This window comes from Burkholderia vietnamiensis LMG 10929, assembly GCF_000959445.1.
In the GTDB taxonomy this organism is placed as follows: domain Bacteria; phylum Pseudomonadota; class Gammaproteobacteria; order Burkholderiales; family Burkholderiaceae; genus Burkholderia; species Burkholderia vietnamiensis.
Genome location: NZ_CP009631.1, coordinates 856,218 through 882,472, shown reverse-complemented (window position 1 = coordinate 882,472; position 26,255 = coordinate 856,218). Strand labels below are relative to the sequence as shown.

The 26,255-nt window shown below is 68.1% G+C and carries 23 protein-coding genes and 1 tRNA gene; 8 read left to right on the top strand and 16 right to left on the bottom strand.

The genetic code is table 11. The annotated features are described in order from the left end of the window. The first annotated feature begins 32 nt into the window (after positions 1-32). Both AK36_RS14000 and AK36_RS13995 read left to right on the top strand, forming a co-directional pair. A complete protein-coding gene (locus tag AK36_RS14000; protein ID WP_034192460.1) occupies positions 33-1,454 on the top strand; it encodes an AmpG family muropeptide MFS transporter in 1,422 nt (473 codons plus the stop codon). Then, complete coding sequence (locus AK36_RS13995) at positions 1,444-2,481, top strand: M48 family metallopeptidase (RefSeq protein ID WP_011886338.1); 1,038 nt, start codon at positions 1,444-1,446, stop codon at positions 2,479-2,481. The genes AK36_RS14000 and AK36_RS13995 overlap by 11 nt, the downstream gene beginning before the upstream one ends. 40 nt (positions 2,482-2,521) lie before the next feature. Here the strand turns inward: AK36_RS13995 and AK36_RS13990 are convergent, their stop codons facing one another. Next, positions 2,522-3,466, bottom strand: coding sequence for an AraC family transcriptional regulator (locus tag AK36_RS13990; protein WP_034192459.1), 945 nt, complete (start codon positions 3,464-3,466; stop codon positions 2,522-2,524). 224 nt (positions 3,467-3,690) lie between these two features. Between AK36_RS13990 and AK36_RS13985 the strand changes: the two genes are divergently transcribed. Continuing rightward, a complete protein-coding gene (locus AK36_RS13985) occupies positions 3,691-4,743 on the top strand; it encodes an NAD(P)-dependent alcohol dehydrogenase (protein WP_011886340.1) in 1,053 nt (350 codons plus the stop codon). A gap of 125 nt (positions 4,744-4,868) precedes the next feature. On the opposite strand, the gene AK36_RS13980 is transcribed toward AK36_RS13985, so the two are convergent. The 5 genes from AK36_RS13980 to gatC all read right to left on the bottom strand — a co-directional run bounded on the left by AK36_RS13980 (position 4,869) and on the right by gatC (position 9,989). Beyond that, on the bottom strand, positions 4,869-5,642 hold the full coding sequence (locus tag AK36_RS13980) for an exodeoxyribonuclease III (RefSeq protein ID WP_011886341.1): 774 nt from the start codon (positions 5,640-5,642) through the stop codon (positions 4,869-4,871). Positions 5,643-5,688: 46 nt separating this feature from the next. Then, positions 5,689-6,528: a polyphosphate kinase 2 family protein gene (locus AK36_RS13975; RefSeq protein ID WP_045578687.1), complete on the bottom strand. Its 840-nt coding sequence runs from the start codon at positions 6,526-6,528 to the stop codon at positions 5,689-5,691. A 125-nt stretch (positions 6,529-6,653) separates the two neighbouring features. Then, positions 6,654-8,126 (bottom strand): Asp-tRNA(Asn)/Glu-tRNA(Gln) amidotransferase subunit GatB, encoded by a 1,473-nt coding sequence (gene gatB / locus AK36_RS13970; protein WP_014723858.1) that lies wholly within the window; start codon positions 8,124-8,126, stop codon positions 6,654-6,656. A gap of 4 nt (positions 8,127-8,130) precedes the next feature. After that, positions 8,131-9,621 carry an Asp-tRNA(Asn)/Glu-tRNA(Gln) amidotransferase subunit GatA gene (gene gatA, locus AK36_RS13965; RefSeq protein ID WP_045578686.1) on the bottom strand — a complete coding sequence of 497 codons (1,491 nt, stop codon included), beginning with the start codon at positions 9,619-9,621 and terminating at the stop codon, positions 8,131-8,133. Positions 9,622-9,689: 68 nt separating this feature from the next. Next, positions 9,690-9,989 (bottom strand): Asp-tRNA(Asn)/Glu-tRNA(Gln) amidotransferase subunit GatC, encoded by a 300-nt coding sequence (gatC, locus tag AK36_RS13960; RefSeq protein WP_006407213.1) that lies wholly within the window; start codon positions 9,987-9,989, stop codon positions 9,690-9,692. Positions 9,990-10,356: 367 nt separating this feature from the next. On the opposite strand from gatC, the gene AK36_RS13955 reads away from it, so the two are divergent. The 5 genes from AK36_RS13955 (at position 10,357) to rodA (ending at position 16,607) form a co-directional block, all read left to right on the top strand. Continuing rightward, positions 10,357-11,400, top strand: a complete 1,044-nt coding sequence (locus tag AK36_RS13955) for a rod shape-determining protein (protein WP_004189550.1) — start codon at positions 10,357-10,359, stop codon at positions 11,398-11,400. Positions 11,401-11,528: 128 nt separating this feature from the next. Further along, a complete protein-coding gene (gene mreC, locus AK36_RS13950; protein ID WP_045578685.1) occupies positions 11,529-12,557 on the top strand; it encodes a rod shape-determining protein MreC in 1,029 nt (342 codons plus the stop codon). Beyond that, a complete protein-coding gene (gene mreD, locus AK36_RS13945; RefSeq protein WP_011886346.1) occupies positions 12,554-13,066 on the top strand; it encodes a rod shape-determining protein MreD in 513 nt (170 codons plus the stop codon). The genes mreC and mreD overlap by 4 nt, the downstream gene beginning before the upstream one ends. A 110-nt stretch (positions 13,067-13,176) precedes the next feature. Further along, positions 13,177-15,447: a penicillin-binding protein 2 gene (mrdA, locus tag AK36_RS13940; protein WP_045578684.1), complete on the top strand. Its 2,271-nt coding sequence runs from the start codon at positions 13,177-13,179 to the stop codon at positions 15,445-15,447. Between the two features lie 11 nt (positions 15,448-15,458). Continuing rightward, on the top strand, positions 15,459-16,607 hold the full coding sequence (rodA, locus tag AK36_RS13935; protein WP_011886348.1) for a rod shape-determining protein RodA: 1,149 nt from the start codon (positions 15,459-15,461) through the stop codon (positions 16,605-16,607). 99 nt (positions 16,608-16,706) lie between these two features. Here the strand turns inward: rodA and AK36_RS13930 are convergent, their stop codons facing one another. The 10 genes from AK36_RS13930 to rsmB form a co-directional block, all read right to left on the bottom strand. Continuing rightward, on the bottom strand, positions 16,707-17,423 hold the full coding sequence (locus AK36_RS13930; protein WP_045578683.1) for a tetratricopeptide repeat protein: 717 nt from the start codon (positions 17,421-17,423) through the stop codon (positions 16,707-16,709). A gap of 134 nt (positions 17,424-17,557) precedes the next feature. Beyond that, positions 17,558-18,343: an HpcH/HpaI aldolase family protein gene (locus AK36_RS13925; RefSeq protein WP_011886350.1), complete on the bottom strand. Its 786-nt coding sequence runs from the start codon at positions 18,341-18,343 to the stop codon at positions 17,558-17,560. Between the two features lie 323 nt (positions 18,344-18,666). Continuing rightward, positions 18,667-19,119, bottom strand: coding sequence for a 6-carboxytetrahydropterin synthase QueD (queD, locus tag AK36_RS13920; RefSeq protein ID WP_011886351.1), 453 nt, complete (start codon positions 19,117-19,119; stop codon positions 18,667-18,669). 18 nt (positions 19,120-19,137) lie between these two features. Then, positions 19,138-19,770 carry a 7-carboxy-7-deazaguanine synthase gene (queE, locus tag AK36_RS13915; protein ID WP_011886352.1) on the bottom strand — a complete coding sequence of 211 codons (633 nt, stop codon included), beginning with the start codon at positions 19,768-19,770 and terminating at the stop codon, positions 19,138-19,140. Positions 19,771-19,845: 75 nt separating this feature from the next. Next, positions 19,846-20,580: a 7-cyano-7-deazaguanine synthase QueC gene (gene queC / locus AK36_RS13910; RefSeq protein WP_011886353.1), complete on the bottom strand. Its 735-nt coding sequence runs from the start codon at positions 20,578-20,580 to the stop codon at positions 19,846-19,848. A gap of 351 nt (positions 20,581-20,931) precedes the next feature. Further along, positions 20,932-21,007 (bottom strand) — tRNA-Phe (locus AK36_RS13905). Positions 21,008-21,068: 61 nt separating this feature from the next. Next, entirely contained in the window at positions 21,069-21,770 is a 702-nt protein-coding gene (gene esaR / locus AK36_RS13900; RefSeq protein WP_011886426.1) for a response regulator transcription factor EsaR, read from the bottom strand. Continuing rightward, positions 21,771-24,185: a sensor histidine kinase EsaS gene (gene esaS, locus AK36_RS13895; RefSeq protein ID WP_011886427.1), complete on the bottom strand. Its 2,415-nt coding sequence runs from the start codon at positions 24,183-24,185 to the stop codon at positions 21,771-21,773. After that, on the bottom strand, positions 24,175-24,765 hold the full coding sequence (locus AK36_RS13890; protein WP_011886428.1) for a DUF4390 domain-containing protein: 591 nt from the start codon (positions 24,763-24,765) through the stop codon (positions 24,175-24,177). Before AK36_RS13890 ends, esaS begins: the two co-directional genes overlap by 11 nt. After that, complete coding sequence (gene rsmB / locus AK36_RS13885) at positions 24,762-26,150, bottom strand: 16S rRNA (cytosine(967)-C(5))-methyltransferase RsmB (RefSeq protein ID WP_034192454.1); 1,389 nt, start codon at positions 26,148-26,150, stop codon at positions 24,762-24,764. Before rsmB ends, AK36_RS13890 begins: the two co-directional genes overlap by 4 nt. Positions 26,151-26,255 lie beyond the last annotated feature (105 nt).

Here is a 26,255-nt window from a genome sequence, read left to right as displayed (position 1 = left end):
CGCAATCAGTCAACGCTACCCAGTCCCAGTCCATGTCGAAAACGCCACACGAGGCGCCCGCCCTTACCGCTCACGAGGATCATCCCGGCTGGCGCGCCTATCTGAACACGCACATGCTGATCTGCGTGTTCCTCGGCTTCACGTCCGGGCTGCCGCTCTTCACGCTCGTCTACCTCGTGCAGGCATGGCTGCGCTCCGAGGGCGTGAACCTGAAGGAGATCGGCCTGTTCGCGCTGATCCAGTTCCCCTATACGTGGAAGTTCCTGTGGGCGCCGCTGATGGATCGCTACGTGCCGCGCCTGCCCGGCTGGCGGCCGGGCCGCCGGCGCGGCTGGCTGCTGCTCACGCAGCTGCTGGTCGCCGGCGCGATCGCCACGCTCGGCTTCGTGTCGCCGCGCGACTCGATCTGGACGGTCGCGGCGCTCACGACACTCGTCGCATTCTTCGGCGCGAGCGCCGACATCGTGATCGACGCGTATCGCCGCGAGCTGCTGCGCGACACCGAACAGGGCCTCGGCAACGCGGTGCACGTGAACGCATACAAGCTCGCCGCGCTGATCCCCGGCTCGCTCGCGCTGATCCTGTCCGACCACCTGCCGTGGGATGCGGTGTTCGCGATCACCGGCGCGTTCATGCTGCCGGGCATCCTGATGACGCTGGTCGTGCGCGAGCCCGAAGTGGCCGGCACGCCGCCGCGCAATCTGCGCGACGCGATCGTGCTGCCGTTTCGCGAATTCATCCAGCGCGACGGCTGGTCCGGCGCGCTGCTCGTCATCGCGTTCATCTTCCTGTTCAAGATCGGCGACACGATGGCCACCACGCTGTCGACGTCGTTCTTCCTCGACATCGGCTTCACGCGCACCGAGATCGGCATCGTCGCGAAAACCACCGCGCTGGTCGCGAGCGTCGCCGGCGGCATCGTCGGCGGCGTCTGGCTCGTGAAGATCGGCATCGGCCGCGGGCTGTGGATCTTCGGCGCGCTGCAGATGGTGTCGACGCTCGGCTTCGCATGGCTCGCGCAGCTCGGCCCCGGCTCGCCGGTGCTCGCGGCGCTGTACGACGTCACGCTGTCGACGAGCCATGCGATCGCCGCGGCGCTGTCGACGTTCGGCATCGCGGTCACGCCGCAATTCAGCCCGATGACGGTCGCGCTCGCGATCGTCTACGGCGTCGAGACCTTCGCGACCGGCCTGACGATGGCCGCGTTCGTCGCCTACATCGCCAGCACGACCGATCCGCGCTACACGGCCACGCAGTTCGCGCTGTTCACGAGCCTCGCATCGGTGCCGCGCACGCTCGCGTCGGCCGCGAGCGGCTTCATCGTCGCGAAGATCGGCTGGTTCGACTACTTCCTCGTCTGCACCGCGCTCGCGATTCCCGGCATGCTGCTGCTGTTCAAGATCGCGCCGTGGAACGGCGTCGCGCGCAACGGCGAGGCGAGCCGTGCGCAGTGAGCGTCGGCATCGGGTCGCCGCCGCACTGAGCGCCGGCCTCGTGCTGTTGGGCGGCGCTGGCAGCGCCCATGCTGCCGACGCCAGCGCGCCATCGGCCAGCCCCCCACCCGCCACGACGCCCGCGGCCGTGTCCGCCGCCGCGCCGCCGGTCGCACCGTCCGGCGCGGAAGCCGCACAGCCGAGCGGCGCGGCCGCACATGCGAAAGCCTACACACCGGCGGCGCAGCAGGTGCGCTACGGCAACGCGATCGCGTTCCGCACGCTGATTCCGTCGCCGCTGCTCGAGCAACTCACCGCGAGCGAATACGCGCAGATCGTCCAGACCGCCGCCGACGGCAACCGCCTGCTGCCCGCGACGCAGCCGGGCGTGAAGCGCCTGCGCGCGATCGTCGACAAGCTCGCGCCGTATTCGGTGAAGTGGAACGATCGCGTGAAGAGCTGGCAATGGGACGTCAACGCGATCCGCTCGCGCGAGATTCGCGTCATGTGTCTGCCGGGCGGCAAGGTGCTGGTGTACGGCGGGCTGCTCGACCGCATCCGCCTGAACGACGACGAGCTCGGCGTGCTGCTCGCGCACGGCATCGCGCATGCGCTGCGCGAACATGCGCGCAGCAATTTCGGCGCGACGACGCAGACGTCGCTGCGCGCGGCCACGCTGCCGCCGCTGTTCGGCGTCGGCGATCCGCTGCCGCAGGCGCTGAACCTGGGCGCGCGTCTGCAGACGCTGCGCTACGACCCGACCGACGAAACCGAAGCCGACGTGATCGGCGGCGACATCGCCGCCCGCGCGGGCTTCGATCCGCGCGCGGCGATCACGCTGTGGGACAAGCTCGCCGCGGCGACCCGCGCGAACCGCACGTCGGGCTTCATCTACCTGCACCCGTACAGCGCCGCGCGCCGGCAGGACCTGCTGAACCGCCTGCCCGACTTGATGCCGCTGTATGCGAAGGCGATCGGCACACGCGTCGACGCGCTGCCCGACTACGCGGGCATCAGCGCGCAGCGGCGCAAGGTCGCGCGGCGCTGAGCGCCAGCGGCGGCGGCTGATCCGTCGGGCCGGCCGCGCGCTACGCGTCCAGTTCCGACTCGACCGGCCGGCTGCCGCTGTCGCGCATCGAGCGCACCTCGTCGCCGGGGCTGCGGCCGAACAGCCGCTTGAACTCGCGGCTGAACTGCGACGCGCTCGCATAGCCGACCCGCGCGGCGGCGGCGCCTGCCCCCAAACCGTCCTGGATCATCATCAGCCGCGCCTGGTGCAGGCGCGCGGCCTTCACGTACTGCATCGGGGAAGTCGCCGTCACGTGCTTGAACTGCGCGTGGAACACCGCGACGCTCATGCCGGCCTCGCGCGCGAGCGTGTCGACGTCGAGATCGGCCCTCAGGTCTGCGTGAATGCGCCGCAGCGCCTTCGCGACGCGTCCGAAATGATGCTGCTGGACCAGCGCCGCGCGAATCGCGTCGCCCTGCGCGCCGGTCAGCACGCGATACGCGATCTCGCGCATGATGGCCGGCCCGAGCACGCGCGTGTCGTGCGGCGACGCGAGCGCTTCGAGCAGCCGCAGCACCGCGTCGGCGAGCGGCGCGTCGAGCGAGGTCGAATACACGCCATGCGGCTCGCTCGCCGCCGCGCCGAGCGTCTCGTCGAGCAGGATCGCCAGTTCGGCGATCACGGCCAGATCGATGCGGATCGAGATCGCGAGAAACGGCTCGTCCGGGCTCGCGAAAGTCTCGCATTCGAACGGCAGCGGCACCGACAGCACCAGATACTGCTGCGCGTCGTAGACGAACGAGCGGTCGCCGAGATAGCCGAGCTTGCGGCCCTGGCACACGACCACGATGCTCGGCTCGTACAACACCGGCATGCGCGGCACGGGCCGGCTCACGCGAATGAAGCGCACGCCGTCGAGCGCCGCGAGCGTGTCGCCTTCGTGCGGCGCAAGGCGCGCATGCAGCTCGATCATGCGGCGCCGAACGCGCTCGCCCGAGTCGTCGAAAAGGGGCTGGAAGCTCATCGGCGTCGTCCTGTCCGGCAAGAGAATCAGGCTCGCAATGTAGCACCGGGAAAGCGTCCCGGCGGCTGTCCGCGCCAAATTCGAGAGGAATAGGCAAATCTTCCAGACCTTCGTGTATTTCGCCGGCGCGGCGCGCTCCTTAGGATGGGAGCCTGTCTCGCCGCGCCGCCACATGACGCGGCGGCAGCCCGTTTTGCCGGATTTCCGGATCAGGAGCCCATTGCATGAGCACAACCTACGCTTACGCGGCGACCGACGCGCGCTCGCCGCTCGCCCCTTTCGAACTCCAGCGCCGCGCGCTGCGCGACCTCGACGTGCAGATCGAGGTGCTGTACTGCGGCGTCTGCCACTCGGACCTTCATCAGGCCCGCAACGAGTGGCGCAACACGATCTACCCGGTCGTGCCGGGCCATGAAATCGTCGGCCGCGTCAGCGCGACCGGCCCGCAGGTCTCGCGCTTCAAGGTCGGCGAGCTGGTCGGCGTCGGCTGTCTCGTCGATTCGTGCCGCACCTGCCCGAGTTGCGCGGAAGGCCTCGAGCAGTATTGCGAGAACGGCTTCGTCGGCACCTACAACGGCCAGGACCGCGTGACGGGCGAGGTCACGTACGGCGGCTATTCGACGCGGATCGTCGTCGACGAGGCGTTCGTGCTGCGCGTGCCCGAGTCGCTCGATCCGGCCGGCGCCGCGCCGCTGCTGTGCGCGGGGATCACGACCTATTCGCCGCTGCGCCAGTGGAACGCCGGCCCCGGCAAGAAGGTCGGGATCGTCGGCCTGGGCGGCCTCGGCCACATGGGCGTGAAGCTCGCCCGCGCGATGGGCGCGCACGTCGTGCTGTTCACGACGTCGCCGTCGAAGATCGAAGACGGCAAGCGGCTCGGCGCGCACGAAGTGGTGGTCTCGAAGGACGAAGCGCAGATGAACGCGCACCTGAACAGCTTCGACTTCATCCTCAACACGGTCGCCGCGCAGCACGACCTGAACCCGTTCCTGAACCTGCTGAAGCGCGACGGCACGATGACGCTCGTCGGCGCACCCGAGCACGACCATCCGTCGCCGCAGGTGTTCAACCTGATCTTCAAGCGCCGCCGTCTCGCGGGCTCGCTGATCGGCGGGATCGCCGAAACGCAGGAGATGCTCGATTTCTGCGCGCAGCACGGGATCACGTCGGACATCGAGGTCATCCCGATGCAGCAGATCAATGCCGCGTACGAACGGATGCTCAAGAGCGACGTGAAGTACCGGTTCGTGGTCGACATGGCGTCGCTCGCGCAGTAACCGGCGTCGCAACGAAAACGGGCCGCATGTCGAAGGACATGCGGCCCGTTTTTCATCGACCGTCGGAACGGCCCGACGGCCGCGTAACGCGCAATTCGCATCTCGCGTTACGCCGATGCCGCCGCTCACTTCTTGTAGTCGTAATCGACCGTCAGCGGCGCGTGATCGCTGAACTTGATGTCCTTGAAGATCGACGTGCTTTTCGCGGTGCCCGCGACGCCCGGCGTCGCGATCTGGTAGTCGATGCGCCACCCGACGTTCTTCGCGTACGCCTGGCCGCGGTTGCTCCACCACGTGTACTGCTCGGGGCGCGGGTCCAGCGTGCGGAACACGTCGACGTAGCCGACCTCGTCGAACAGCTGCGTGAGCCACGCGCGCTCCTCGGGCAGGCAGCCCGAGTTCTTCTGGTTGCTCTTCCAGTTCTTGATGTCGATTTCCTTGTGGACGATGTTCACGTCGCCGCACAGGATCACCTCACGCTGCTGCTTCAGCTCGGCGAGATGCGGCATGAATTCGTCCATGAAGCGGTACTTCGCCTGCTGGCGCTCTTCGCCGCTCGAGCCGGACGGCACGTACACCGACACGACCGACAGCTTGCCGTAACGCGCCTCGACGTAGCGCCCCTCGGGATCGAATTCGCTGCTGCCGAAGCCGATGATCACGTCGTCGGGCTCACGGCGGCTGTACACGCCCGCACCGCTGTAGCCCTTCTTCGCCGCGTGATGGAAATAGCTCTTGAAGCCGTGCGGCTCGACGAATTCGGCCGGCAGGTCGTCGGCCGACACCTTGATTTCCTGCACGCACACGCAGTCGGCGTTCTGTTCGCCGAGCCAGTCGAAGAAGCCCTTCTTCGCGGCGGAGCGGATGCCGTTCAGGTTGGCGGTAATCACTCGCATCATGTCGGGTTCCGTGGTTCTGTTCGTTTCGATGGGTTTGACGGGATCGCTAGCTGATCTTCACGCCTTCGAGCTCCGGCTTCGGCGGCGGGAATTCGAGCTTCATGTCGGTCAGCGTGCGCAGCAGCAGCTCGGCGATCATCACGTTGCGGTGCGTCTTCGAGTTCGCCGGAATCACGTACCACGGCGCATGCTCGACCGACGTCGCGGCGAGCGCATCGCGGTATGCCGACTGATACGCATCCCAGTGCTTGCGCGCGTCGAGATCGGCGATGTCGAACTTCCAGTGCTTGGTCGGATCGTCGATGCGCGCCTGCAGCCGCGCGCGCTGCTCGTCCTTCGAGATGTGCAGGAAGCACTTGACGATCGTCGTGCCGCTCTCGACCAGCATCGTCTCGAAATCGCGGATCTGCCGGTAGCGGCGCTCGCATTCCTTCGCGTCGATCATGCCGAGCACGCGCGGCACCAGCACGTCTTCATAGTGGCTGCGATTGAAGATCGCGAGCTCGCCCGCGGCCGGCACCTGCGCATGCACGCGCCACAGGAAGTCGTGCGCGGCCTCGATCGGCGTCGGCGCCTTGAACGGCACGACGCGCAGGCCGAGCGGATCGACTTCGCGGAACACCGCGCGCACGGTGCCGTCCTTGCCGCTGGTGTCCATGCCCTGCAACACCAGCAGCACGCGCTTCTTGTGCTGCGCGTGCAGGCGTTCCTGATGCGTGTCGAGTTCGGTCGACACGGCCGACAGCCGTTCGCGGTCGGTGTCCTTCGAGCCCGACGAGAACGGCTTCGCCGCCGGATCGAACGCGTCGAGCGTGAATGCGGCAGCTGCCTTGTCGCGCGTGCCGTACGGCACGCGGAAATCGTCGAGCGACGGTTGTTTCGCCATTCGTTCCTCCGTTGGACGGTGCGCGGTCAGTCGCACACGATAGCGCATCCGCCAAAGCGACGGGCCGCCCCGAACAGGTTCGGCGGCGGCCCGTCGTCACACGCGGCTCAGGTGCGCGGCCACGTTCAGCCGAGCTTCTTCTTCAACAGCTCGTTGACCTGCTGCGGATTGGCCTTGCCCTTGGTCGCCTTCATCGCCTGGCCGATCAGCGCGTTGAACGCCTTCTCCTTGCCCGCGCGGAATTCCTCGACCGATTTCGCGTTCGCCGCGAGCACCTCGTCGATGATCGCCTCCAGCGCGCCGGTGTCGGAGATCTGCTTGAGGCCCTTCGCGTCGATGATGCGGTCGGCCGCACCTTCATCGGTTGCCTTCTCGTCCCAGATCGTCGCGAAGATTTCCTTCGCGATCTTGTTCGAGATCGTGCCGTCGGCGATGCGCTGCAGCACCAGCGCGAGCTGCGCGGCCGACACCGGAATCGCGTCGATCTCGATGCCGTCGCGGTTCAGCTGCGACGATACGTCGCCCATCAGCCAGTTCGCGGCGATCTTCGCGTTCGCCGCGCCGGCCTTCGCGACCACCGCCTCGAAGTACGCGGCCATCGCCTTGCTCGACGTCAGAACGCCGGCGTCGTACGCGGACACGCCGTACTGGTCGACGAAGCGCTGCTGGATCGCGGCCGGCAGCTCGGGCATCCCGGCCTGCACGCGCTCGATCCAGTCCTGGCCGATCACGAGCGGCAGCAGGTCGGGGTCGGGGAAGTAGCGGTAGTCGTGCGCGTCTTCCTTGCTGCGCATCGAGCGCGTCTCGCGCTTGTCCGGATCGTACAGGCGCGTTTCCTGCACGACTTCGCCGCCGTCCTCGATCAGCTCGATCTGGCGCCGCACTTCGTAGTTGATCGCCTCCTCGAGGAAGCGGAACGAGTTCAGGTTCTTGATCTCGGCGCGCGTGCCGAACTTCTCCTGGCCGACCGGGCGCACCGACACGTTCGCGTCGCAGCGGAACGAGCCTTCCTGCATGTTGCCGTCGCAGATGCCGAGCCACACGACGAGCGCGTGCAGCGCCTTCGCATAGGCGACGGCCTCGGCCGCGCTGCGCATTTCCGGCTCGGTGACGATCTCGAGCAGCGGCGTGCCCGCGCGGTTCAGGTCGATCCCGGTCATCCCGGCGAAGTCTTCATGCAGCGACTTGCCCGCATCTTCCTCGAGATGCGCGCGGGTCAGGTTGACCGTCTTCTCGTACGCCGGCTTGCCGGCCTTTTCGTTGGCCGGCACCTGGATCGTGATCTGGCCGCCCTGGACGACCGGGATCTCGTACTGGCTGATCTGATAGCCCTTCGGCAGATCGGGGTAGAAATAATTCTTGCGCGCGAAGATGCTGCGCGGCGCGATGGTCGAGCCGATCGCGAGGCCGAAGCGGATCGCCCGCTCGACCGCGCCGCGGTTCAGCACCGGCAGCACGCCCGGCAGCGCCAGATCGACCGGGCAGGCCTGCGTGTTCGGCTCGGCGCCGAACTGCGTCGGCGCGCCGGAGAAAATCTTCGAGACGGTCGACAGTTGCGCGTGCGTCTCGAGACCGATGACGACTTCCCATTGAGTCATATGCTTACACCCCTGCCGGTACTTGCTTGTGCCAGTCGGTCGCGCGCTGGAACGCATCGGCGACCTGCAGCATCCGGGCTTCGTTGAAATAGTTGCCGATGATCTGCAGACCGACCGGGCGCTTCGCGTTCGCGCCGGCGCCGAAGCCGCACGGCACGCTCATGCCGGGCAGGCCGGCGAGGCTCACGGACAGCGTGTAGATGTCGGCGAGATACATCTGCACCGGATCGTCGCCCTTCGCGCCGAGATCCCATGCGACCGTCGGCGACGCCGGGCCCATGATCACGTCGCAGGACTTGAACGCTTCCTGGAAATCCTGCGCGACGATGCGGCGGATCTTCTGCGCCTGCAGGTAGTAGGCGTCGTAGTAGCCGTGCGACAGCACGTAGGTGCCGACCAGGATCCGGCGCTTCACCTCGGGGCCGAAGCCTTCGGCGCGCGACTTCTTGTACATGTCGAGCAGATCTCCGTACTGCGCGGCGCGGTGGCCGAAGCGCACGCCGTCGAACCGCGACAGGTTCGACGACGCTTCCGCCGGCGCGATCACGTAGTAGACGGGAATCGACAGCTCCGTCTTCGGCAGCGACACCGGCACGAGCGTCGCGCCGAGCGCTTCATATTGCTTGAGCGCCGCGTCGATCGTCGCGCGCACGTCGTCGGCGAGGCCCGCGCCGAAATACTCGTTCGGCAGGCCGATGCGCAGCCCGGCGAGCGGCCTGGCCGCGTCGCTGCCGGCCGTCCACGGCTGGCCGAGGTGGCGCGTGAAGTCTTCGTCGTCGCGCTCGAGGCTCGTCGAGTCGCGCTCGTCGAAGCCGGCCATCGCGTTCAGCAGCAGCGCGCAGTCGGACGCGCTCTGCGCCATCGGGCCGCCCTGGTCGAGCGACGACGCGAACGCGATCATCCCGTAACGCGACACGCGGCCGTAGGTCGGCTTGATGCCCGTCACGCCCGCGAACGACGCGGGCTGGCGAATCGAGCCGCCGGTGTCGGTGCCGGTGGCGGCCGGCGCGAGGCGCGCGGCGACGGCGGCCGAGCTGCCGCCCGAGCTGCCGCCCGGCACCGCGTGGGTGTCCCACGGGTTCTTCACCGCGCCGAACGCGGAGTTTTCGTTCGACGAGCCCATCGCGAACTCGTCCATGTTGGTCTTGCCGAGCGTGACCATGCCGGCCGCCTGCAGGCGGGCGACGACGGTCGCATCGAACGGGCTCTGGTAGTTTTCGAGCATCTTCGAGCCGGCGGTCGAGCGCCAGCCGCGCGTGACGAACACGTCCTTGTGCGCGATCGGCACGCCGGTCAGCGGGCCGCCCGCGCCGCGCGCGAGCTCGGCGTCGGCGGCCTTCGCCTGCGCGAGGGTGAGGTCGGCGTCGACGTGGACGAACGCGTTCAGGTCGCGTGCCGCGTCGATCCGTTTCAGGTACAGCTGCGCGAGCTCGACGGCCGAGCATTCCTTGGCGGCGAGCGCGGCGCGCAGTTCGGTCAGGCTTTTTGCGTGCATTGAGTGGTTTTCCTGGGAATTCTGGGTCGCGCGCGCGGCGTGGCGCCGGCGCGCGTGTCGTCGAAGGCTTACTCGATCACCTTCGGCACGAGATAGAGGCCGTCCTGGACGGCCGGCGCCGGACGCTGGTTGTCGTCGCGATTGACGACTTCCGTCACGGCGTCGTCGCGCAGGCGCTGCGCGACTTCCTGGATCTGTTCGATCGGGTGGGCGAGCGGCGCGATGCCGGCGGTGTCGACCGCCTGCATCTGCTCGACGAGGCCGAAGAACTCATTGAGCTGGCCGAGCGTGTGCTCGGCGTCGGCGTCGGCCATTTCGAGTCGCGCCAGGTGCGCGATGCGTTTCACATCGGTCAGGGTCAGGGCCATGCGATCACCGGAAAAACAAGACTGCGCAGCGCAATCTGAAACCGCGCTGCGGCGGGGGGTTGGAGGGTGCGATCCCACCCTCAAAAATCGGGACCGAAGCGGCAAAAATACCGTCCGTTTCGGTTCAAATACCGCGAAATTATAAGGTATCATTACGCGTTCGACCCAAACCCGGCCAGCCTTTTCCCGCACCGTTTCGCCGCTTCGGCAAGCCGTGCGTGCTTCGTGCGGTTCCCGGTAGACATCACTCGCAGCTTCGTGCGCCGCGGCGGCCGCTTCCGCCACGCTTCCCGAGGCTGTTATTTTTTCCGCTGCCGCCCTCAGCGCTCGCTATCCAGGGCCGGCTCAGAGCGAAACAGGATTCTGAATGTTCGGTTTTTTGCGCAGCTATTTCTCCAACGATCTCGCGATCGACCTCGGCACCGCAAACACCCTGATCTACATGCGCGGCAAGGGCATCGTGCTCGATGAGCCGTCGGTGGTGTCGATCCGCCAGGAAGGCGGCCCCAACGGCAAGAAGACGATCCAGGCAGTCGGCAAGGAAGCCAAGCAGATGCTCGGCAAGGTGCCGGGCAACATCGAGGCGATCCGCCCGATGAAGGACGGCGTGATCGCCGACTTCACCGTCACCGAGCAGATGATCAAGCAGTTCATCAAGACGGCGCACGAGTCTCGCATGTTCTCGCCGTCGCCGCGCATCATCATCTGCGTGCCGTGCGGCTCGACCCAGGTCGAGCGCCGCGCGATCAAGGAAGCCGCGCACGGCGCGGGCGCGTCGCAGGTCTACCTGATCGAGGAGCCGATGGCGGCCGCGATCGGCGCGGGCCTGCCGGTGTCGGAAGCCACCGGCTCGATGGTCGTCGACATCGGCGGCGGCACGACCGAAGTCGGCGTGATCTCGCTCGGCGGCATCGTCTACAAGGGCTCGGTGCGCGTCGGCGGCGACAAATTCGACGAAGCGATCGTCAACTACATCCGCCGCAACTACGGGATGTTGATCGGCGAGCAGACGGCCGAGGCGATCAAGAAGGAAATCGGCTCCGCGTTCCCGGGCTCCGAAGTCAAGGAAATGGAAGTGAAGGGCCGCAACCTGTCGGAAGGCATTCCGCGCAGCTTCACGATCTCCAGCAACGAAATCCTCGAAGCGCTGACCGACCCGCTGAACCAGATCGTGTCGTCGGTGAAGATCGCGCTCGAGCAGACGCCGCCGGAACTCGGCGCCGACATCGCCGAGCGCGGGATGATGCTGACGGGCGGCGGCGCGCTGCTGCGCGACCTCGACCGCCTGCTCGCGGAAGAAACCGGCCTGCCGGTGCTCGTCGCCGAAGATCCGCTCACCTGCGTCGTGCGCGGCTCGGGCATGGCGCTCGAGCGCATGGACAAGCTGGGCAGCATCTTCTCGTACGAGTGATCGCCTAGGCAGTCCCGTTTGACATGACGCACGCGCGGCGTGGCCGGATCGCTCGCTCAGAACGAACCGCCACGCCGTTTGCGCGTCTGAGCATTATTTAACCGATCACCACGCGCCCGGCGCCGACCATGGAATACAGTCCGCCGCCTCTCTTCAAGCAAGGTCCGCCTGCGCTCGCGCGGCTCATCTTCTTCGTCGCCCTCGCCATCGCGCTCCTCGTGTCGGACGCGCGCTTCAGCACGCTCGAAATCGTCCGCGGCGTGCTCGGCACCGTGCTGTACCCGTTGCAGCGCGCGGCGCTCGTGCCGCGCGACCTGTTCATGGGCGCGGCCGACATCGCGGTCACCGGCGCGTCGCTGCGCCACGAGAACGACGCGCTGCGCAAGCGCAACCTGCAGCTGTCCACCCAGGCCAACCAGGCCGCGGTGCTGGCGCAGGAAAACATCCATCTGCGCGCGGTGCTCGAGCTGCGCCAGCACATCGCGACGCAATCGACGCCGGTCGAGATCCAGTACGACACGAGCGACCCGTTCACGCAGAAGATCGTCATCGGGCAAGGCTCGCAACAGGGCATCCAGCACGGCGCGCCGGTCGTCAGCGAGGACGGCGTGGTCGGCCAGGTCACGCGCGTGTTCCCGCTGCAGGCGGAAGTCACGCTGATCACCGACCGCGATCTCGCGATTCCGGTGCAGGTGCTGCGCACCGGCCTGCGCAGCGTGATCTACGGCACGCCGAAGGGCGATGCGCTGGATCTGCGCTTCGTGCCGACCAGCTCGGACCTCGTCGCGGGCGACGAGCTCGTCACGAGCGGCCTCGACGGCGTCTATCCGCCCGGCCTGCCGGTCGCGAAGGTCGTGCGCGTCGACAAGCTCGCCGATACCGCGTTCGCGCGCGTGACCTGCGCGCCGATCGCCGCGGTGCGCGGCGCGCGCGAGATGCTGGTGCTGCATTACCGCAGCGACGTCCCGCCGCGCCCGGCCGAGCCCGAGCCGGCCGACAAGAACGCGAAGGGCAAGAAAGGCGTGAAGGGCGCGGCGAAGGTCGACAAGGAGAAGGCCGACGCGAAGCCGGCCGCCGCACCGGGCGCGACGCCTGCGGCAGCGGCTCCGGCGGCGCCCGCGCAGCCCGCGGCCGGGCAACCAGGAGCCCAGCGATGAATCGCCCGCAATACATCCTGCAGCCGGTCAACCCGTACTTCATCGTCTTCAGCCTCGCCGCCGCGTTCCTGCTGAACCTGATGCCGTGGGGCCGCCTGCCCGGCGTGCCCGACTTCGTCGCGCTCGTGCTGCTGTTCTGGAACATCCATCAGCCGCGCAAGGTCGGGATGGGCGTCGCGTTCGCGCTCGGCATCCTGATGGACGTGCACGACGCGGGGCTGCTCGGCGAGCATGCGCTCGCCTATACGCTGCTGTCGTACGGTGCGATCACGATCCACCGGCGCGTGCTGTGGATGCCGATCGGCGTGCAGGTGCTGTACGTGACGCCGCTGCTGGTCGGCGCGCAACTGGTGCCGTTCGTGATCCGGCTGATGATGGGCGCCGCGTTCCCCGGCTGGCGCTATCTGGTGGACGGCTTCGTCGAGGCCGCGCTGTGGCCGATCGCGAGCCATCTGCTGCTGATGCCGCAACGCCGCCCGGTCGACCCGGACGACACGCGTCCGATCTGAGCCGCACCGGAACCGCCCCTTGATGACCTGCCGCCCCCACGCCCCAAGCGCCCCGAGGCGGCCCCTCGCCCGCGCGCTCGACGTGCGCGGGCCGGATCGACTGTAAGCGCATGACCGAATTCAACGACACCCAACAGCAGCTCTCGAAGTTCCGCCTGCGCGTCGCGGCGGCGGGCGTGTTCGTGTTCGTCTGCTTCGGGCTGCTCGCGAGCCGCTTCTTCTACCTGCAGCTGCTGCAGCACGGCAAATACGCGCTGCAGGCCGAGGAAAACCGCATCTCGGTCGCGCCGATCGTGCCGAACCGCGGCATCATCACCGACCGCAACGGCGTGGTGCTCGCGAAGAACTACTCGGCGTACACGCTCGAGATCACGCCGTCGAAGCTCGACGACACGCTCGACAACACGATCGACAAGCTGTCCGAGATCGTTCCGATCGACGCGCGCGACCGCCGCCGCTTCAAGAAGCTGCAGGAAGACTCGAAGAATTTCGAGAGCCTGCCGATCCGCACGCGCCTGACCGACGCCGAAGTCGCCCGCTTCACCGCGCAGCGCTTCCGCTTCCCCGGCGTCGACGTGCGCGCGCGGCTGTTCCGCCAGTATCCGCTCGGCATGACGGCCGCGCACGTGATCGGCTATATCGGCCGGATCTCGAAGCGCGACCAGGATCGCATCGACGCGATGAGCGACGACAACGACAGCGATCCGGAACACTACGATCCGCGCCGCGACGCGAACAACTACAAGGGCACCGACTACATCGGCAAGATCGGCGTCGAGCAGAGCTACGAGACCGAGCTGCACGGCCTGACGGGCTTCGAGGAAGTCGAGGTGACGGCCGGCGGCCGGCCCGTGCGCACGCTGTCGCGCACGCAGGCGACGCCCGGCGACAACCTCGTGCTGTCGCTCGACATCGCGCTGCAGCAGGTGGCCGAGCAGGCGTTCGCCGGCAAGCGCGGCGCGCTCGTCGCGATCGAGCCGAAGACGGGCGACGTGCTCGCGTTCGTGTCGTCGCCGAGCTTCGACCCGAACTCGTTCGTCGACGGCATCGACCAGCAGACCTGGGACGAGCTGAACAACTCGCCCGACAAGCCGCTCCTGAACCGCCCGCTGCACGGCACCTACCCGCCCGGCTCGACGTACAAGCCGTTCATGGCGCTGGCCGGCCTGACGCTCGGCAAGCGCACGCCGGGCTGGGGCTTCCAGGATCCCGGCTACTTCACGTTCGGCGGCCACACGTTCCGCAACGACGTGCGCTCGGGCCAGGGCTGGGTCGACATGAACAAGGCGATCATGGTGTCGAACGACACCTACTTCTACATGCTCGCGCGCGACCTCGGCGTCAATGCGATCGCGAACTTCATGAAGCCGTTCGGGTTCGGCCAGATCACCGGCATCGACATCCAGGGCGAGGCGCGCGGGATCCTGCCGTCGACCGAATGGAAGAAGAAGGCGTTCAAGAAGCCTGCGCAGCAGAAGTGGTACGACGGCGAGACGATCAGCCTCGGGATCGGCCAGGGCTACAACTCGTTCACGATCCTGCAGCTCGCGCATGCGACCGCGACGCTCGCGAACAACGGCGTCGTGATGAAGCCGCACCTGGTGAAGGAAGTCGAGGATCCGATCACGCGCGCGCGCCACCTGACGGTGCCGAAGGAAAGCGAGGTCATCCCGCTCAAGGCCGCCGACCTCGACGTCGTGAAGCGCGGGATGGAGAACGTCATCGACAACCCGTCGGGCACCGCGTACAAGGTGTTCCGCGGCGCGCAGTACGTCGCGGCGGGCAAGACCGGCACCGCGCAGGTGTTCTCGCTGCAGGGCTCGAACTACAAGGGCCACCTGCTCGCCGAGCATCTGCGCGACCACGCGCTGTTCATCGCGTACGCGCCGGTCGACCATCCGCAGATCGCGCTCGCGCTGGTCGTCGAGAACGGCGGCTGGGGCGCGCAGTCCGCCGGCCCGATCGCACGCCGCGTGCTCGACTACTACCTGGTCGAGCGCCAGAACCCGAAGAACGAGGCCGCGGCCGTGGCCGCCGCCGCATCGGCGACCGAGCCGGTGAGCGCGCCCGTGATCGGCGACGCGACGAAGCCCGTCACCGTCGCCGCCGGCTTCACGGCGCTGCCGCAACCGGTGGTGCCGAGCGCGGCGCAGGCCGCGTCGGCTGCATCGGCACCGGGTGCTGCGGCGGCCGCCAGCGCGGCGCCGGCGACCGAGGCGAGCGCCGCGGCGCCGCGGCCCGCGAGCCTGCCGCCGATCCGGCGCCCGCACCGGCCGCGCCGGCCGGCCAGCGATGCGCAGCCGCTCGCGGCTGCGCCGCGCGACGACAATTCCCGAGCCGCAGCCGCCGCGAAGGCGGCGAACGCCGGCACCGCTCATTAACGGAGAAAGGCATGCAATTCGACAAGCGCGCCTGGCTCGACAAGATCAAGCAGATGTTCGCGGGCTTCGACCGCCCGCTCGCCCTCATCGTGTTCCTGCTGATGTGCGTCGGCATCGTCACGCTGTACAGCGCGAGCATCGACATGCCGGGACGCGTCGAGGATCAACTGCGCAACATCCTGCTGACGTTCGTGCTGATGTGGGTGATCGCCAATATCCCGCCGACGACGCTGATGCGCTTCGCGGTCCCGCTCTATACGGTCGGGGTCGCGCTGCTGGTCGCGGTCGCGCTGTTCGGCATGACCAAGAAGGGCGCGAAGCGCTGGCTGAACGTCGGCGTCGTGATCCAGCCGTCCGAGATCCTCAAGATCGCGACGCCGCTGATGCTCGCGTGGTACTACCAGCGCCGCGAAGGCGGGCTGCGCTGGTACGACTTCCTCGCCGCGTTCGGCATTCTGCTGGTGCCCGTCGGGCTGATCGCGAAGCAGCCCGACCTCGGCACCGGCCTGCTGGTGTTCGCGGCCGGCTTCTTCGTGATCTATCTGGCCGGCCTGTCGTTCAAGCTGATCGTGCCGGTGCTGGTCGCGGGCGTGATCGCGGTCGGCTCGATCGCGGTGTTCGAGGAGCGCATCTGCCAGCCGGAAGTGCAATGGCCGCTGATGCACGATTATCAGAAGCACCGCGTGTGCACGCTGCTCGACCCGACCTCCGACCCGCTCGGCAAGGGCTTCCACACCATTCAGGCGGTGATCGCGATCGGTTCGGGCGGGGTGCTCGGCAAGGGTTATCTGAAGGGTACGCAGGCGCACCTCGAATTCATTCCGGAGAAGCACACCGACTTCATCTTCGCGGTGTTCTCCGAAGAATGGGGGCTCGCGGGCGGGCTCGTGCTGCTGACGCTGTACATGGCGCTGATCGCGCGCGGGCTCTACATCGCCGCGCAGGGCGCGACGCTGTTCGGCCGGCTGCTCGCCGGCTCGCTCACGCTCGCGTTCTTCGTCTATGCGTTCGTGAACATCGGCATGGTGAGCGGCGTGCTGCCGGTCGTCGGCGTGCCGCTGCCGTTCATGAGCTACGGCGGCACCGCGCTCACGACGCTCGGCATCGCGATCGGGATGATCATGAGCGTCGCGCGGCAGCGGCGGCTGATGAAGAGCTGAGCGCCCGCACGACGGATGGCCGCATGCGGCCGCGGCAAGCGAAAACGGCGCCTCGGCGCCGTTTTTCGTCTCGACGAGCGGTCGCGGCCGGTCGCGCGCTCACTGCGGCGCCGCGCGCGGGCTCGCATGGTCCGCGCCGCCGCCCGCCGCTGGTTCCTGCGCCTTCAGCCGCGCACTCAGCTCCTTGAATTTCAGCCCGGCCGTCTCGTCGCCCTGCGCGGCGGCCGCCGCGTAGTAGGCACGCGCGATGTTCAGGTTCTGCACGACGCCGTCGCCGCCGCGCTCGTAGAACGATGCGGTCACGTACTGCGCCGTCGGCTCGCCCGAATCGGCCGCCTGCTTGTACCAGACGAACGCCTGCCGGTTGTCGCGCGGCGTGCCGCGCCCGTCGAGAAACTGGTTCGCGAGCGACAGCTCGGCCTGCACGTGCCCCTGCTTCGCCGCGCGCAGGAACCAGCGGTGCGCTTCGGCCGGGTTGCGCGCGACGAACTCGCCGTCGTCGAACATGCGCCCGTACACGTACTGCGCGTGCGACATGTTGGCGTCGGCCGCCCGCTTGAGCCAGCGCAGCCCCTCGTCGACGTTCGCGCTCACGCCGACGCCGGTGAGCAGCATCATCGCGTAATTGAACTGCGCGAGCCGGTCGCCGCGCTCGGCCGCGTCGTGGAACTGCACGAGCGCGGCGCGATAGTCGCCGGCGTTGTAGTCGGCTACCGCGGATTGCGTCTCGTGCGCGGGATCGGGTTTCGGGTGCGGGGTGGTTTGGGCGGTGGCTGCGGCGGCGGTTGCCGCGCAGAGTACGCACAGGCCGAGCATCGCGCCGAGCCGCTCGCGCGGACCGACCGCGTGGCGTGCGGATCGGGCGCGGGCATCGGTGCTTGGTTCTGGGGGCGTGCCTGGTCCTGCGTCAGTCGGGGCGCCGGCTCCTGCTCCGTTTCGATCGACGTCGTTCATGACCGCACCTCCTGCAGCGCCTGGCGTGTTGCGCGCAGCAGCCAGCTCACGTCGGCCGACAGCGCGATCATCCGGTAGCCGGCGTCGCGGTACTGGCGCGCGCCCGCCACATCGTTCGCGAAGATGCCGACCGCGACGCCGGCCTGCTTGCCCGCCGCCAGCACGCGCGCCATCGCGGCGGCGACGTCCGGGTGGCGGCTGTCGCCCAGATGCCCGATGCTCGCCGCCAGATCGGCCGGGCCGACGAACAGGCAGTCGACGCCGGGCGTCGCGGCGATCCGCTCGACCTCGTCGATGCCGCGCGCCGATTCGATCTGCACGATCACCGCGACTTGCGCGTTCGCCGTCTGCAGATAATCGCGGCGCATGCCGAACGCCGCCGCGCGCACCATGCCGGCCACGCCGCGCAGGCCATCGGGAGATTCCGGCGACGGAAAGCGCGTGAGCCGCACGGCGTGCGCGGCTTCTTCGGGCGTTTCGATACAGGGAAACATCAGCGTGCGCGCGCCGGCGTCGAGCGCGCGCTTCACGAGCCACGGCTCGCGCCCCGGCACGCGCACGACCGGCTCGGTCGGCAGATGCGCGGCAGCGAGCGCCCGCAACTGCGATGCGACGTCGCGGCTGTCGTTCGGCGCATGCTCCATGTCGATGCAGAGCCAGTCGTAGCCGGCGTGTGCGAGCGCTTCCGCGACCGAGTCGCAGCCGAGCGACAGCCACAGGCCGTACAACGGCTCGTCGCCGTCGTGTAGACGTTGCTTGATGGTGTTGGTGAGCGTGCTCATCGATACAGCCTCCCGGCGGACAGGCAGTCGAACGGAACAGCACTGGGGAACGGCCGGACGGCAGCGCCCGAGCGGACGCGCAGGCGGCGCCACGCGTCGATCATAGCGCGCCGTCGGGCGAAATGTGGGATGTGCGGCGAAGCGTGGTGATGCGGGTGCGGAGGGAGGTGCGAGGGGGCGGTGGGTCAGCGGGTCGACCACGTTGGCGGGTCAGCGAGTCATCGAGCTAGAGAATCAGCAGGCTAGCAGTTCGGCGCGCCTGCGAATCGACCAATCAATAAAATCAAACGAGCCAGCGACCCACCCGCGCCGCCGACCCACCGTCAGCGCGACGGCTCCCGCTCGACGTCGGCCCAGCAGTTCGGCGTTTCGTACAGGCGCACGCGCTCGAGGCGCAGGTTCACGCCGTAGTGCGCGTCGTACACGTGCGCGAGGATGTCGAACGCGATCGCGGCGAGGTTCTCGACGGTCGGAATCCGGTCGAGCACGACGGTCTTGTGGTCGGCCATCTGCTCGAGGAACGAGCGCACGACCTCGTCGCGCGCGTAGACGAGGAACGCGTGATCCCACTTGTCGACAAGATGCTCGACCGCGAGCGCCTTCACGTCGGCGAAATCCATCACCATGCCGCGGTCGGGCGCGCCCTCGGTATCGACGAGATCGCCGCGCAGCGTGACTTCGAGCACGTAGCGATGACCGTGCAGGTTCCTGCACTGGCTGCGGTGATCGGGAATGCGGTGGCCCGCGTCGAATTCGAGTTTTCGGGTAATCAGCACGATGTCAAAAGCCGTCGCTCAGGGAATGTTCAGATATTTGTGGGTCTGCATCGACAGCCGCCACTGCGGATGCCGCTTGCACCAGTCGATCGCGAGCTTCGTGTTGATGTCGCGCGACGGACCGTCCATCGGCTGCACGAGAAAGTACTCGAAATCGAGCTTCGCGTAGTCGGCGAGCCGCTGGTTGTCCTGCGGAATCACGACCTTCAGCTCGTTGCCCTTCGTGACGACGAGCGGCGCGTCGGCCTTCGGGCTCACGCAGATCCAGTCGATCGTGTCGAGCACCGGCAGCGAGCCGTTGGTCTCGATCGCGATCTCGAAGCCGGCCGCGTGCAGCGCGTCGACGAGCGGCTGATCGATCTGCAGCATCGGCTCGCCGCCGGTGCAGACGACGAAGCGGTGCGCTTCGCCGTGCGGCCACAGGCCGGCGATCGTCGCGACGAGCGCGGCGGCGTCCTTGAACTTGCCGCCGTTCTCGCCGTCGGTGCCGACGAAATCCGTATCGCAGAAGCGGCACACGGCGTCCGCACGATCCTCTTCGCGGCCGGACCACAGATTGCAGCCGGCGAACCGGCAGAACACGGCCGGACGGCCCGCGTTCGCGCCCTCGCCCTGCAACGTGTAGAAAATTTCCTTGACCGCGTAAGTCATCGTGCTTCGTCCGGCTCGCGCCGCTCGTTGTCGATCAGAATCGGTTGTCCATCAAGCGCTGCCGGCGCTGCCGCCTCACAGCGGCGCTTCGGTCACCCGCTCGCCCTTCAGGTAGGCCTCGTAGCCGCGCTTGCGCAGCTTGCAGGCCGGGCATTCGCCGCAGCCGAAGCCCCAGTCGTGCAGTTCGGCGCGCTCGCCCACGTAGCACGTGTGCGTCTCGACGCGAATCAGCTCGACCAGCGCGGCGCCGCCGAGCTGTTCGGCGAGTTGCCACGTCTGCGCCTTGTCGAGCCACATCAGCGGCGTCTCCAGCACGACGCGCGTGTCCATGCCGAGGTTCAGCGCCACCTGCAGCGCCTTCATCGTGTCGTCGCGGCAGTCGGGGTAGCCCGAGAAATCGGTCTCGCACATCCCGCCGACCAGCACGCGCAAGCCGCGGCGATACGCAATCGCGGCCGCGATCGTCATGAACAACAGGTTGCGGCCGGGCACGAACGTGTTCGGCAGGCCGTTCGCCGCGGTCTCGATCTCGATCGTGCGCGTCATCGCGGTGTCGCTGATCGCGCCGAGCACCGACAGGTCGATCATGTGATCGTCGCCGAGGCGGCCCGCCCACGCGGGGAAGCGGTGCTTCAGTGCGTCGCGCACGCCTTCCCGGCATTCGAGCTCGACGCGGTGGCGCTGGCCGTAATCGAAGCCGAGCGTCTCGACCGTCTGGTAGCGTTCGAGGGCCCAGGCCACGCACGTGGCCGAATCCTGGCCGCCGGAAAACAACACGAGCGCGCCGTCTTTAGCGTCTGTCCGAATCACCGTGATACTCCGTGAATGTGTAGGCTCGCGTCGCGCTGCGCCGCGGGGCCGGCTGCCGCCGGGCGGCCCGACGCGTGCCGGCCCTTGCCGGCTCGACCAGTATAGGCAGCGCGGTCGGCCGCAAACGCGGCCGTGCGCTTATACCGCCCATCGCGCGGCAGCGTTGCCGCGCGCCACGGCCGCACGTTGCGACAGCCCGGACGCGCATCGGTTAGCGATGCGCTAAGTCATTGAGCGGGCACGGATTTTATCACGTGCCGACGAACACTGCCGGGCCGGCCGCGGTGCCTGCGAAACCCCACCACAAACGAAAAACCCCAAGAATCTTCCGATTCTTGGGGTTGGAACTGCTGGTGGCCTGGGACGGAATCGAACCATCGACACGCGGATTTTCAATCCGCTGCTCTACCAACTGAGCTACCGGGCCAACGAAGAATGAAAGTATATCGAGCCCCCGATACTTGCACAAGGGTTTTCGTGAAATATTTTTATGCCGCGCCTTCCGACTGCTTCTTGCCGAGCTCGACGCCGAGCTGCTTGAGCTTGCGATACAGGTGCGTGCGCTCGAGGCCCGTCTTCTCGGCGACGCGCGTCATGCTGCCGTTCTCGCGCGCCAGATGATATTCGAAGTACGCGCGCTCGAACGCGTCGCGCGCTTCGCGCAACGGGATGTCGAACGGGATCGCGGCCATCTGGCCCGCGAGACCGAGCGCCGACGCCATCTCGTCGCCGAGCGTCGGCAGCGCGGCCGCCGATGCGATCGCCGCAGGGCCCGCGGCCTGGCCAGCGCCCGCCTTCACCGCCGCATTCACGGACACCGGCGCCGCGCCGCGCGCGAGCCCGTGCTCGACCGACTTCAGCAGCTTCTGCAACGCGATCGGCTTCTCGAGGAAATCGAGTGCGCCGATCTTCGTCGCCTCCACGGCGGTGTCGATCGTCGCGTGCCCGGACATCATGATCACCGGCATCGTCAACAGCCCTTGCGCCGCCCATTCCTTGAGCAGCGTGACGCCGTCGGTATCGGGCATCCAGATATCGAGCAGCACGAGATCGGGCGCCTGATTCAGCCGGTATTCCCGCGCAGCCTGCGCGTTCTCCGCCGCCTCGACGACATGTCCTTCGTCGCTGAGGATCTCCGAGAGCAATTCCCGGATGCCCATTTCATCATCTACCACCAGGATGGTTGCCATTTACGCTGCCTTTGTCTGCACACTTGCTTTTGTGTTGGCGGGTGCCGTCCCGCCCTGCGCGCCGGGTTCGGCGCCTGGCGCATCGCTCGCCATCTGCAGGAACAGGATCGACACCTGCGCACCCTCGACGATCTCACCGTGCATGCGATTGCGCAGATCGATCCGTGCGCCGTGCTCGTCCACGATTTTCTTGACCATGGCCAGTCCGAGCCCCGTGCCCTTCGCCTTCGTCGTCACGTAAGGCTCGAACGCACGGGTCAGGATGCGTGCCGGAAAACCGGGCCCGTTGTCGGACACGGTCAGACGTACCGCGACGCGCGTTTTGCCCTCGGCGTCGGGATCGCCATATTCTACTGTCTTGGTTTCGATCAACACACGCGGATGCGCGACCTCCGCGACCGAATCCTGCGCGTTCTGCAGCAGGTTGTGAATCACCTGACGCAATTGCGTCGCGTCGCCGCGGATCACCGGCAGCGACGGCGCCAGCTCCGCGACGATCGCACTCTTGCCTTCGCCGACGCCATACAGCCCGAGCACCTCGCTCGCCAGCTCGTTCAGCTGCAGGCTCGCGAGCACCGCGGGCGGCGTGCGCGCGTATTCGCGGAAGTCGTCGACCATCCGCTTCATCGCCGCCACCTGATTGACGATCATCGTCGCGCCACGCTTGAGCACGTCGGCATCGTGCGGCTCGAGCTTGTCGGACAGCTTCATCTGCAGCCGTTCGGCCGACAGCTGGATCGGCGTGAGCGGGTTCTTGATCTCGTGCGCGAGCCGTCGCGCGACTTCGCCCCATGCAACCGAGCGCTGCGCGGAAATCACGTCGGAGATGTCGTCGAACACGACCACGTAGCCGGAGGTCTGAGGATCGTCGGCCTCGCCCGCGACCGTCGAGACGAGACGAGTGCCGCGCACGAGCAGCGTGAGCGGATCGGCTTCGCCCGGCACGACGACCGCGAACTGTTGCTGCCAATGGCCGCGATCGCCGCTCGCGCCGTCGGACGCCGCCTCGCGATCGGCGAACGCCTTGCGCACCATCGCGCCGAATTCCGCGACGACGCCGATCCGGTCGAGCGCGGTGCCGATCATCGAGCCGAACGGCTGCCGGAAGATCCGCTCCGCGCCGCGGTTCGCGGTCGTCAGCCGGAACTGGCGATCGAGCACGAACACGCCGGCCGTCAGGTTCGCGAGAATGCTTTCGAGATACGTCTTCGAATGCTCGAGCGCGATGCGGTTCTTCTCGACCGCCAGCCGCGCCTCGGACAGCTGGCGCGTCATCGCGTTGAACGACTGCGTGAGGAAGCCGAGCTCGTCGCGCGACTTGATCTCGCGCTTCGGCGTGTAGTCGCCTTCCGTGATCTCCTTCGTGCCCTGCGCGAGCAGGAACAGCGGCCGCGCGAGCTGCTGGCCGAGCGCGAGCGCGAGCATCATCGCGATGAAGGTCGCGAGGAACAGCGCGAGCGTCAGCGTGCCGATGTACATCTTGCGCAGGCCGGTGCGGCCCAGCGACTTTTCCTGATATTCGCGATAGGCGCGCTGCACCGCGTCGGCGTTGTGCGCGAGCGTCGGCGGCACCGGCTGCGTCAGCTGCAGGAAGCGCTCCGCCGGTTGCAGCAGCGACGTCGACGCGTCGGGGATAGGCCGCACGACGCGCAGCCGCAGCGCGCCCTTCGCGCCGTGCGCGCGCGGGTCGCCGTCGACTTCGCCTTCGATCGCCGCGTACGCGCCGTGCTCGCGCGCCTGACTCAGCATCAGCGGCGTCGGCAGGTCGTCGGGAATCAGCGCGGCGAAATTGCCCGACGCCTGCGCGACGATGTGCAGGTCGGGCGCCGCGCCCGAGCCGGCGCGGCTCGGCTCGACGATCGTCGCGTCCTGCACGCCGAACTGGTCGCGCAGGCGCAGCAGCGTGAGCGTCGTGCCGTTCGTGTTCGCATCGACGCTCGCGAGCTGATCGGACATCAGGCGCGCCTTCGTCTGCAGATCGGACAGCGACGCGTCGAGCATCCCGCGGCCGAGATTCAGGCCGGCGGTGAGCGCGGTTTCGACGTTCACGTCGAACCACGACTCGATGCTGCGCGACACGAACTGGTACGACACGATGTAGATGATGCCGCCCGGCACCACGCCGACGAGCGCGAAGAACACCGCGAGCTTCGCGAGCAGCCGCGTGCCGAACTTGCCCTTCCTCAGCCGCACGACGATCATCCCGATCAGCCCGAGCACGACCAGCAGGAACACGATCGCGACGATGATGTTCATCGCGTACAGCCACGAGTAGTAGCGGTCGAAGAACTCGGTGTTCGCGCTCGCCGCGGCGAGCAGCACGAGCAGCAGCAGCGCGGTGAGCGCGACGGTCGACACGATCACGCGAATGAGCAGGCTCTTCCCGCTGGCCGCGCGGCGCACTTTATTTAGCACGTTCGGTCACCGTGAAGTTGAAGCGCTTCCAGTCGGATACGAGCGTCCAGTCGCGGTTGTTCACCGCGTCGACCTGGAACGGCTTCGGCATCAGCGCCGTGTCGAGCTGCATGCGCACCGAGGCCGTATAGGTTTCGCCGGCGCGCACCTGGTTGCGCTCGATCACGTGCCACGACGTGATGTGGCGCACGACCGCGAGCGCGTCCTTCAACGACGGGAAGCCGAGCTGCAGGCCGCCGGTCGACACGCGGTACTCGCGCGTGAGCGGCTGGAACGACAGGCGGATCGTCTGCGCCACCGACACCGGTTGCTCGTCGAACCAGTACCAGCGGGCGCGGCTCAGTTCGAAGTCGGTCGTGAAGTAAAGCGGGATGCCTTTGTTCACCGCATCCTCGAGGTTCGGATTCAGCTCGAAGTCGAAGCGGGCATCGAGGCTCCAGCCGCTTCCGTCAGCCTGCAGCGACGCACGCTGCACGGCGATCGACTCGGCGCGCGCCGGCCGCACGACGGTCAGGCACAGCGCCAGCGCCACCAACAGGACGGCCGCGAGCCGAAGTGGAAAAGGGTGTTTGATCGTCACCGTTTCTGAAACCGCGCGTAGAAGAATCCGTCGTGATCGGTGGTCGGGTCGAGTGCGCCGGCCGTCGCGCCGCGCACGCCGCCCGGCAGCAGTTGGCCGGGCGCGTCCAATCGTACCGCATCTTCACAGGCGGCTTCAAACCAGCGCGCCTGCAGCTCGCCTTCATCGGGGAAGATCGAGCAGGTTACGTAGAGCAGTTCGCCGCCCGGCTTCACGAGCGGCCACAACGCGCTCAGGATGCGGCGCTGCTCCGCGACGAGCGCGGCGATGTCGGCTTCGCGGCGCAACCAGCGGATATCGGGATGACGGCGCACGATGCCCGACGCCGAGCACGGCACGTCGGCCAGAATGCGATCGAACGGGCGGCCGTCGTACCACGCTTGCGGCGCGCCCGCATCGCCGACGCGCACGTCCGCGGACAGCGACAGGCGCGCGAGATTCTCGCCGATGCGCTCGGCGCGGGCCGCATCGCTTTCGAGCGCGACGACGTCGACATCGGCCAGCTCGAGGATGTGCCCGGTCTTGCCGCCCGGCGCCGCGCAGGCGTCGAGCACGCGCATGCCGTCGCGCGCGCCGAGCCATTCGGCCGCGAGCTGCGCGCCGGCATCCTGCACCGACACGACGCCGTCGCCAAAGCCCGGAATGCGATCGACCGGCAGCGCGGACGCGAGCCGCACCGCATGACGGCCGATCGCAGTCGCGTCGATTCCGTTCGCGCGCAGCGTGTCGAGATACGCGTCGACGCTCGCGCGCCGCGCATTCACGCGCAGCGTGAGCGGCCCCTGCCGATCGCCGGCCGCGAGCACGGCCTGCCATGCATCCGGCCACGCGCGCTTCACCGCGTCGATCCACCACGGGCGGTAATTCCAGCGTGCGACCGGATCGTCCTGCAGCGCCGCGACGAGCGTATCGCGCTCGCGCTCGAAGCGCCGCAGCACCGCGTTGACCAGCCCTTTCGCGAACGCGTATTCGCGCCGTGCGCCGATCACCGTCACGGCCTGATCGACGACCGTGAAGGCCGGATACGCCGCCGCATCGGCGGGATCGAGCAGCAACGCGAGCGCGCCGGCCAGCACCGCGTGCACGTGCGCGGGCGGCGCCTTGCTGACGAGCCGGCCGATCAGCCAGTCGGCGCTGCCGAGGCGGCGCATCGTTCGATAGGCCACGTCCTGCGTCGCGCCGCGTGCGAACGCGCGGACATCGGCCGGCATCTGCGCGAACACCGTGGCGAGCGCCGCCGGCAACGCGGTGCCGCGCCGCACGGCATCGACGGCCTGCGCGGCCGCGTCGAGCGCAAAGCCCAGCGAATCGGGCGCGAGGCGCAGCGCGGACGGGCGCGCAGCGCGGCCGGAGGAAGACGGGGCGGAGGAACGGGTTCGTGTCATCGGAGCGAAATCGGCAAACGGGCGCCGCGAGCGGCGGGAACCGGGCCGCCGCGTGGGCATCGCGATTCCAAACCGCGCATTGTAGCGTGAGGCCATGCGGCCCCT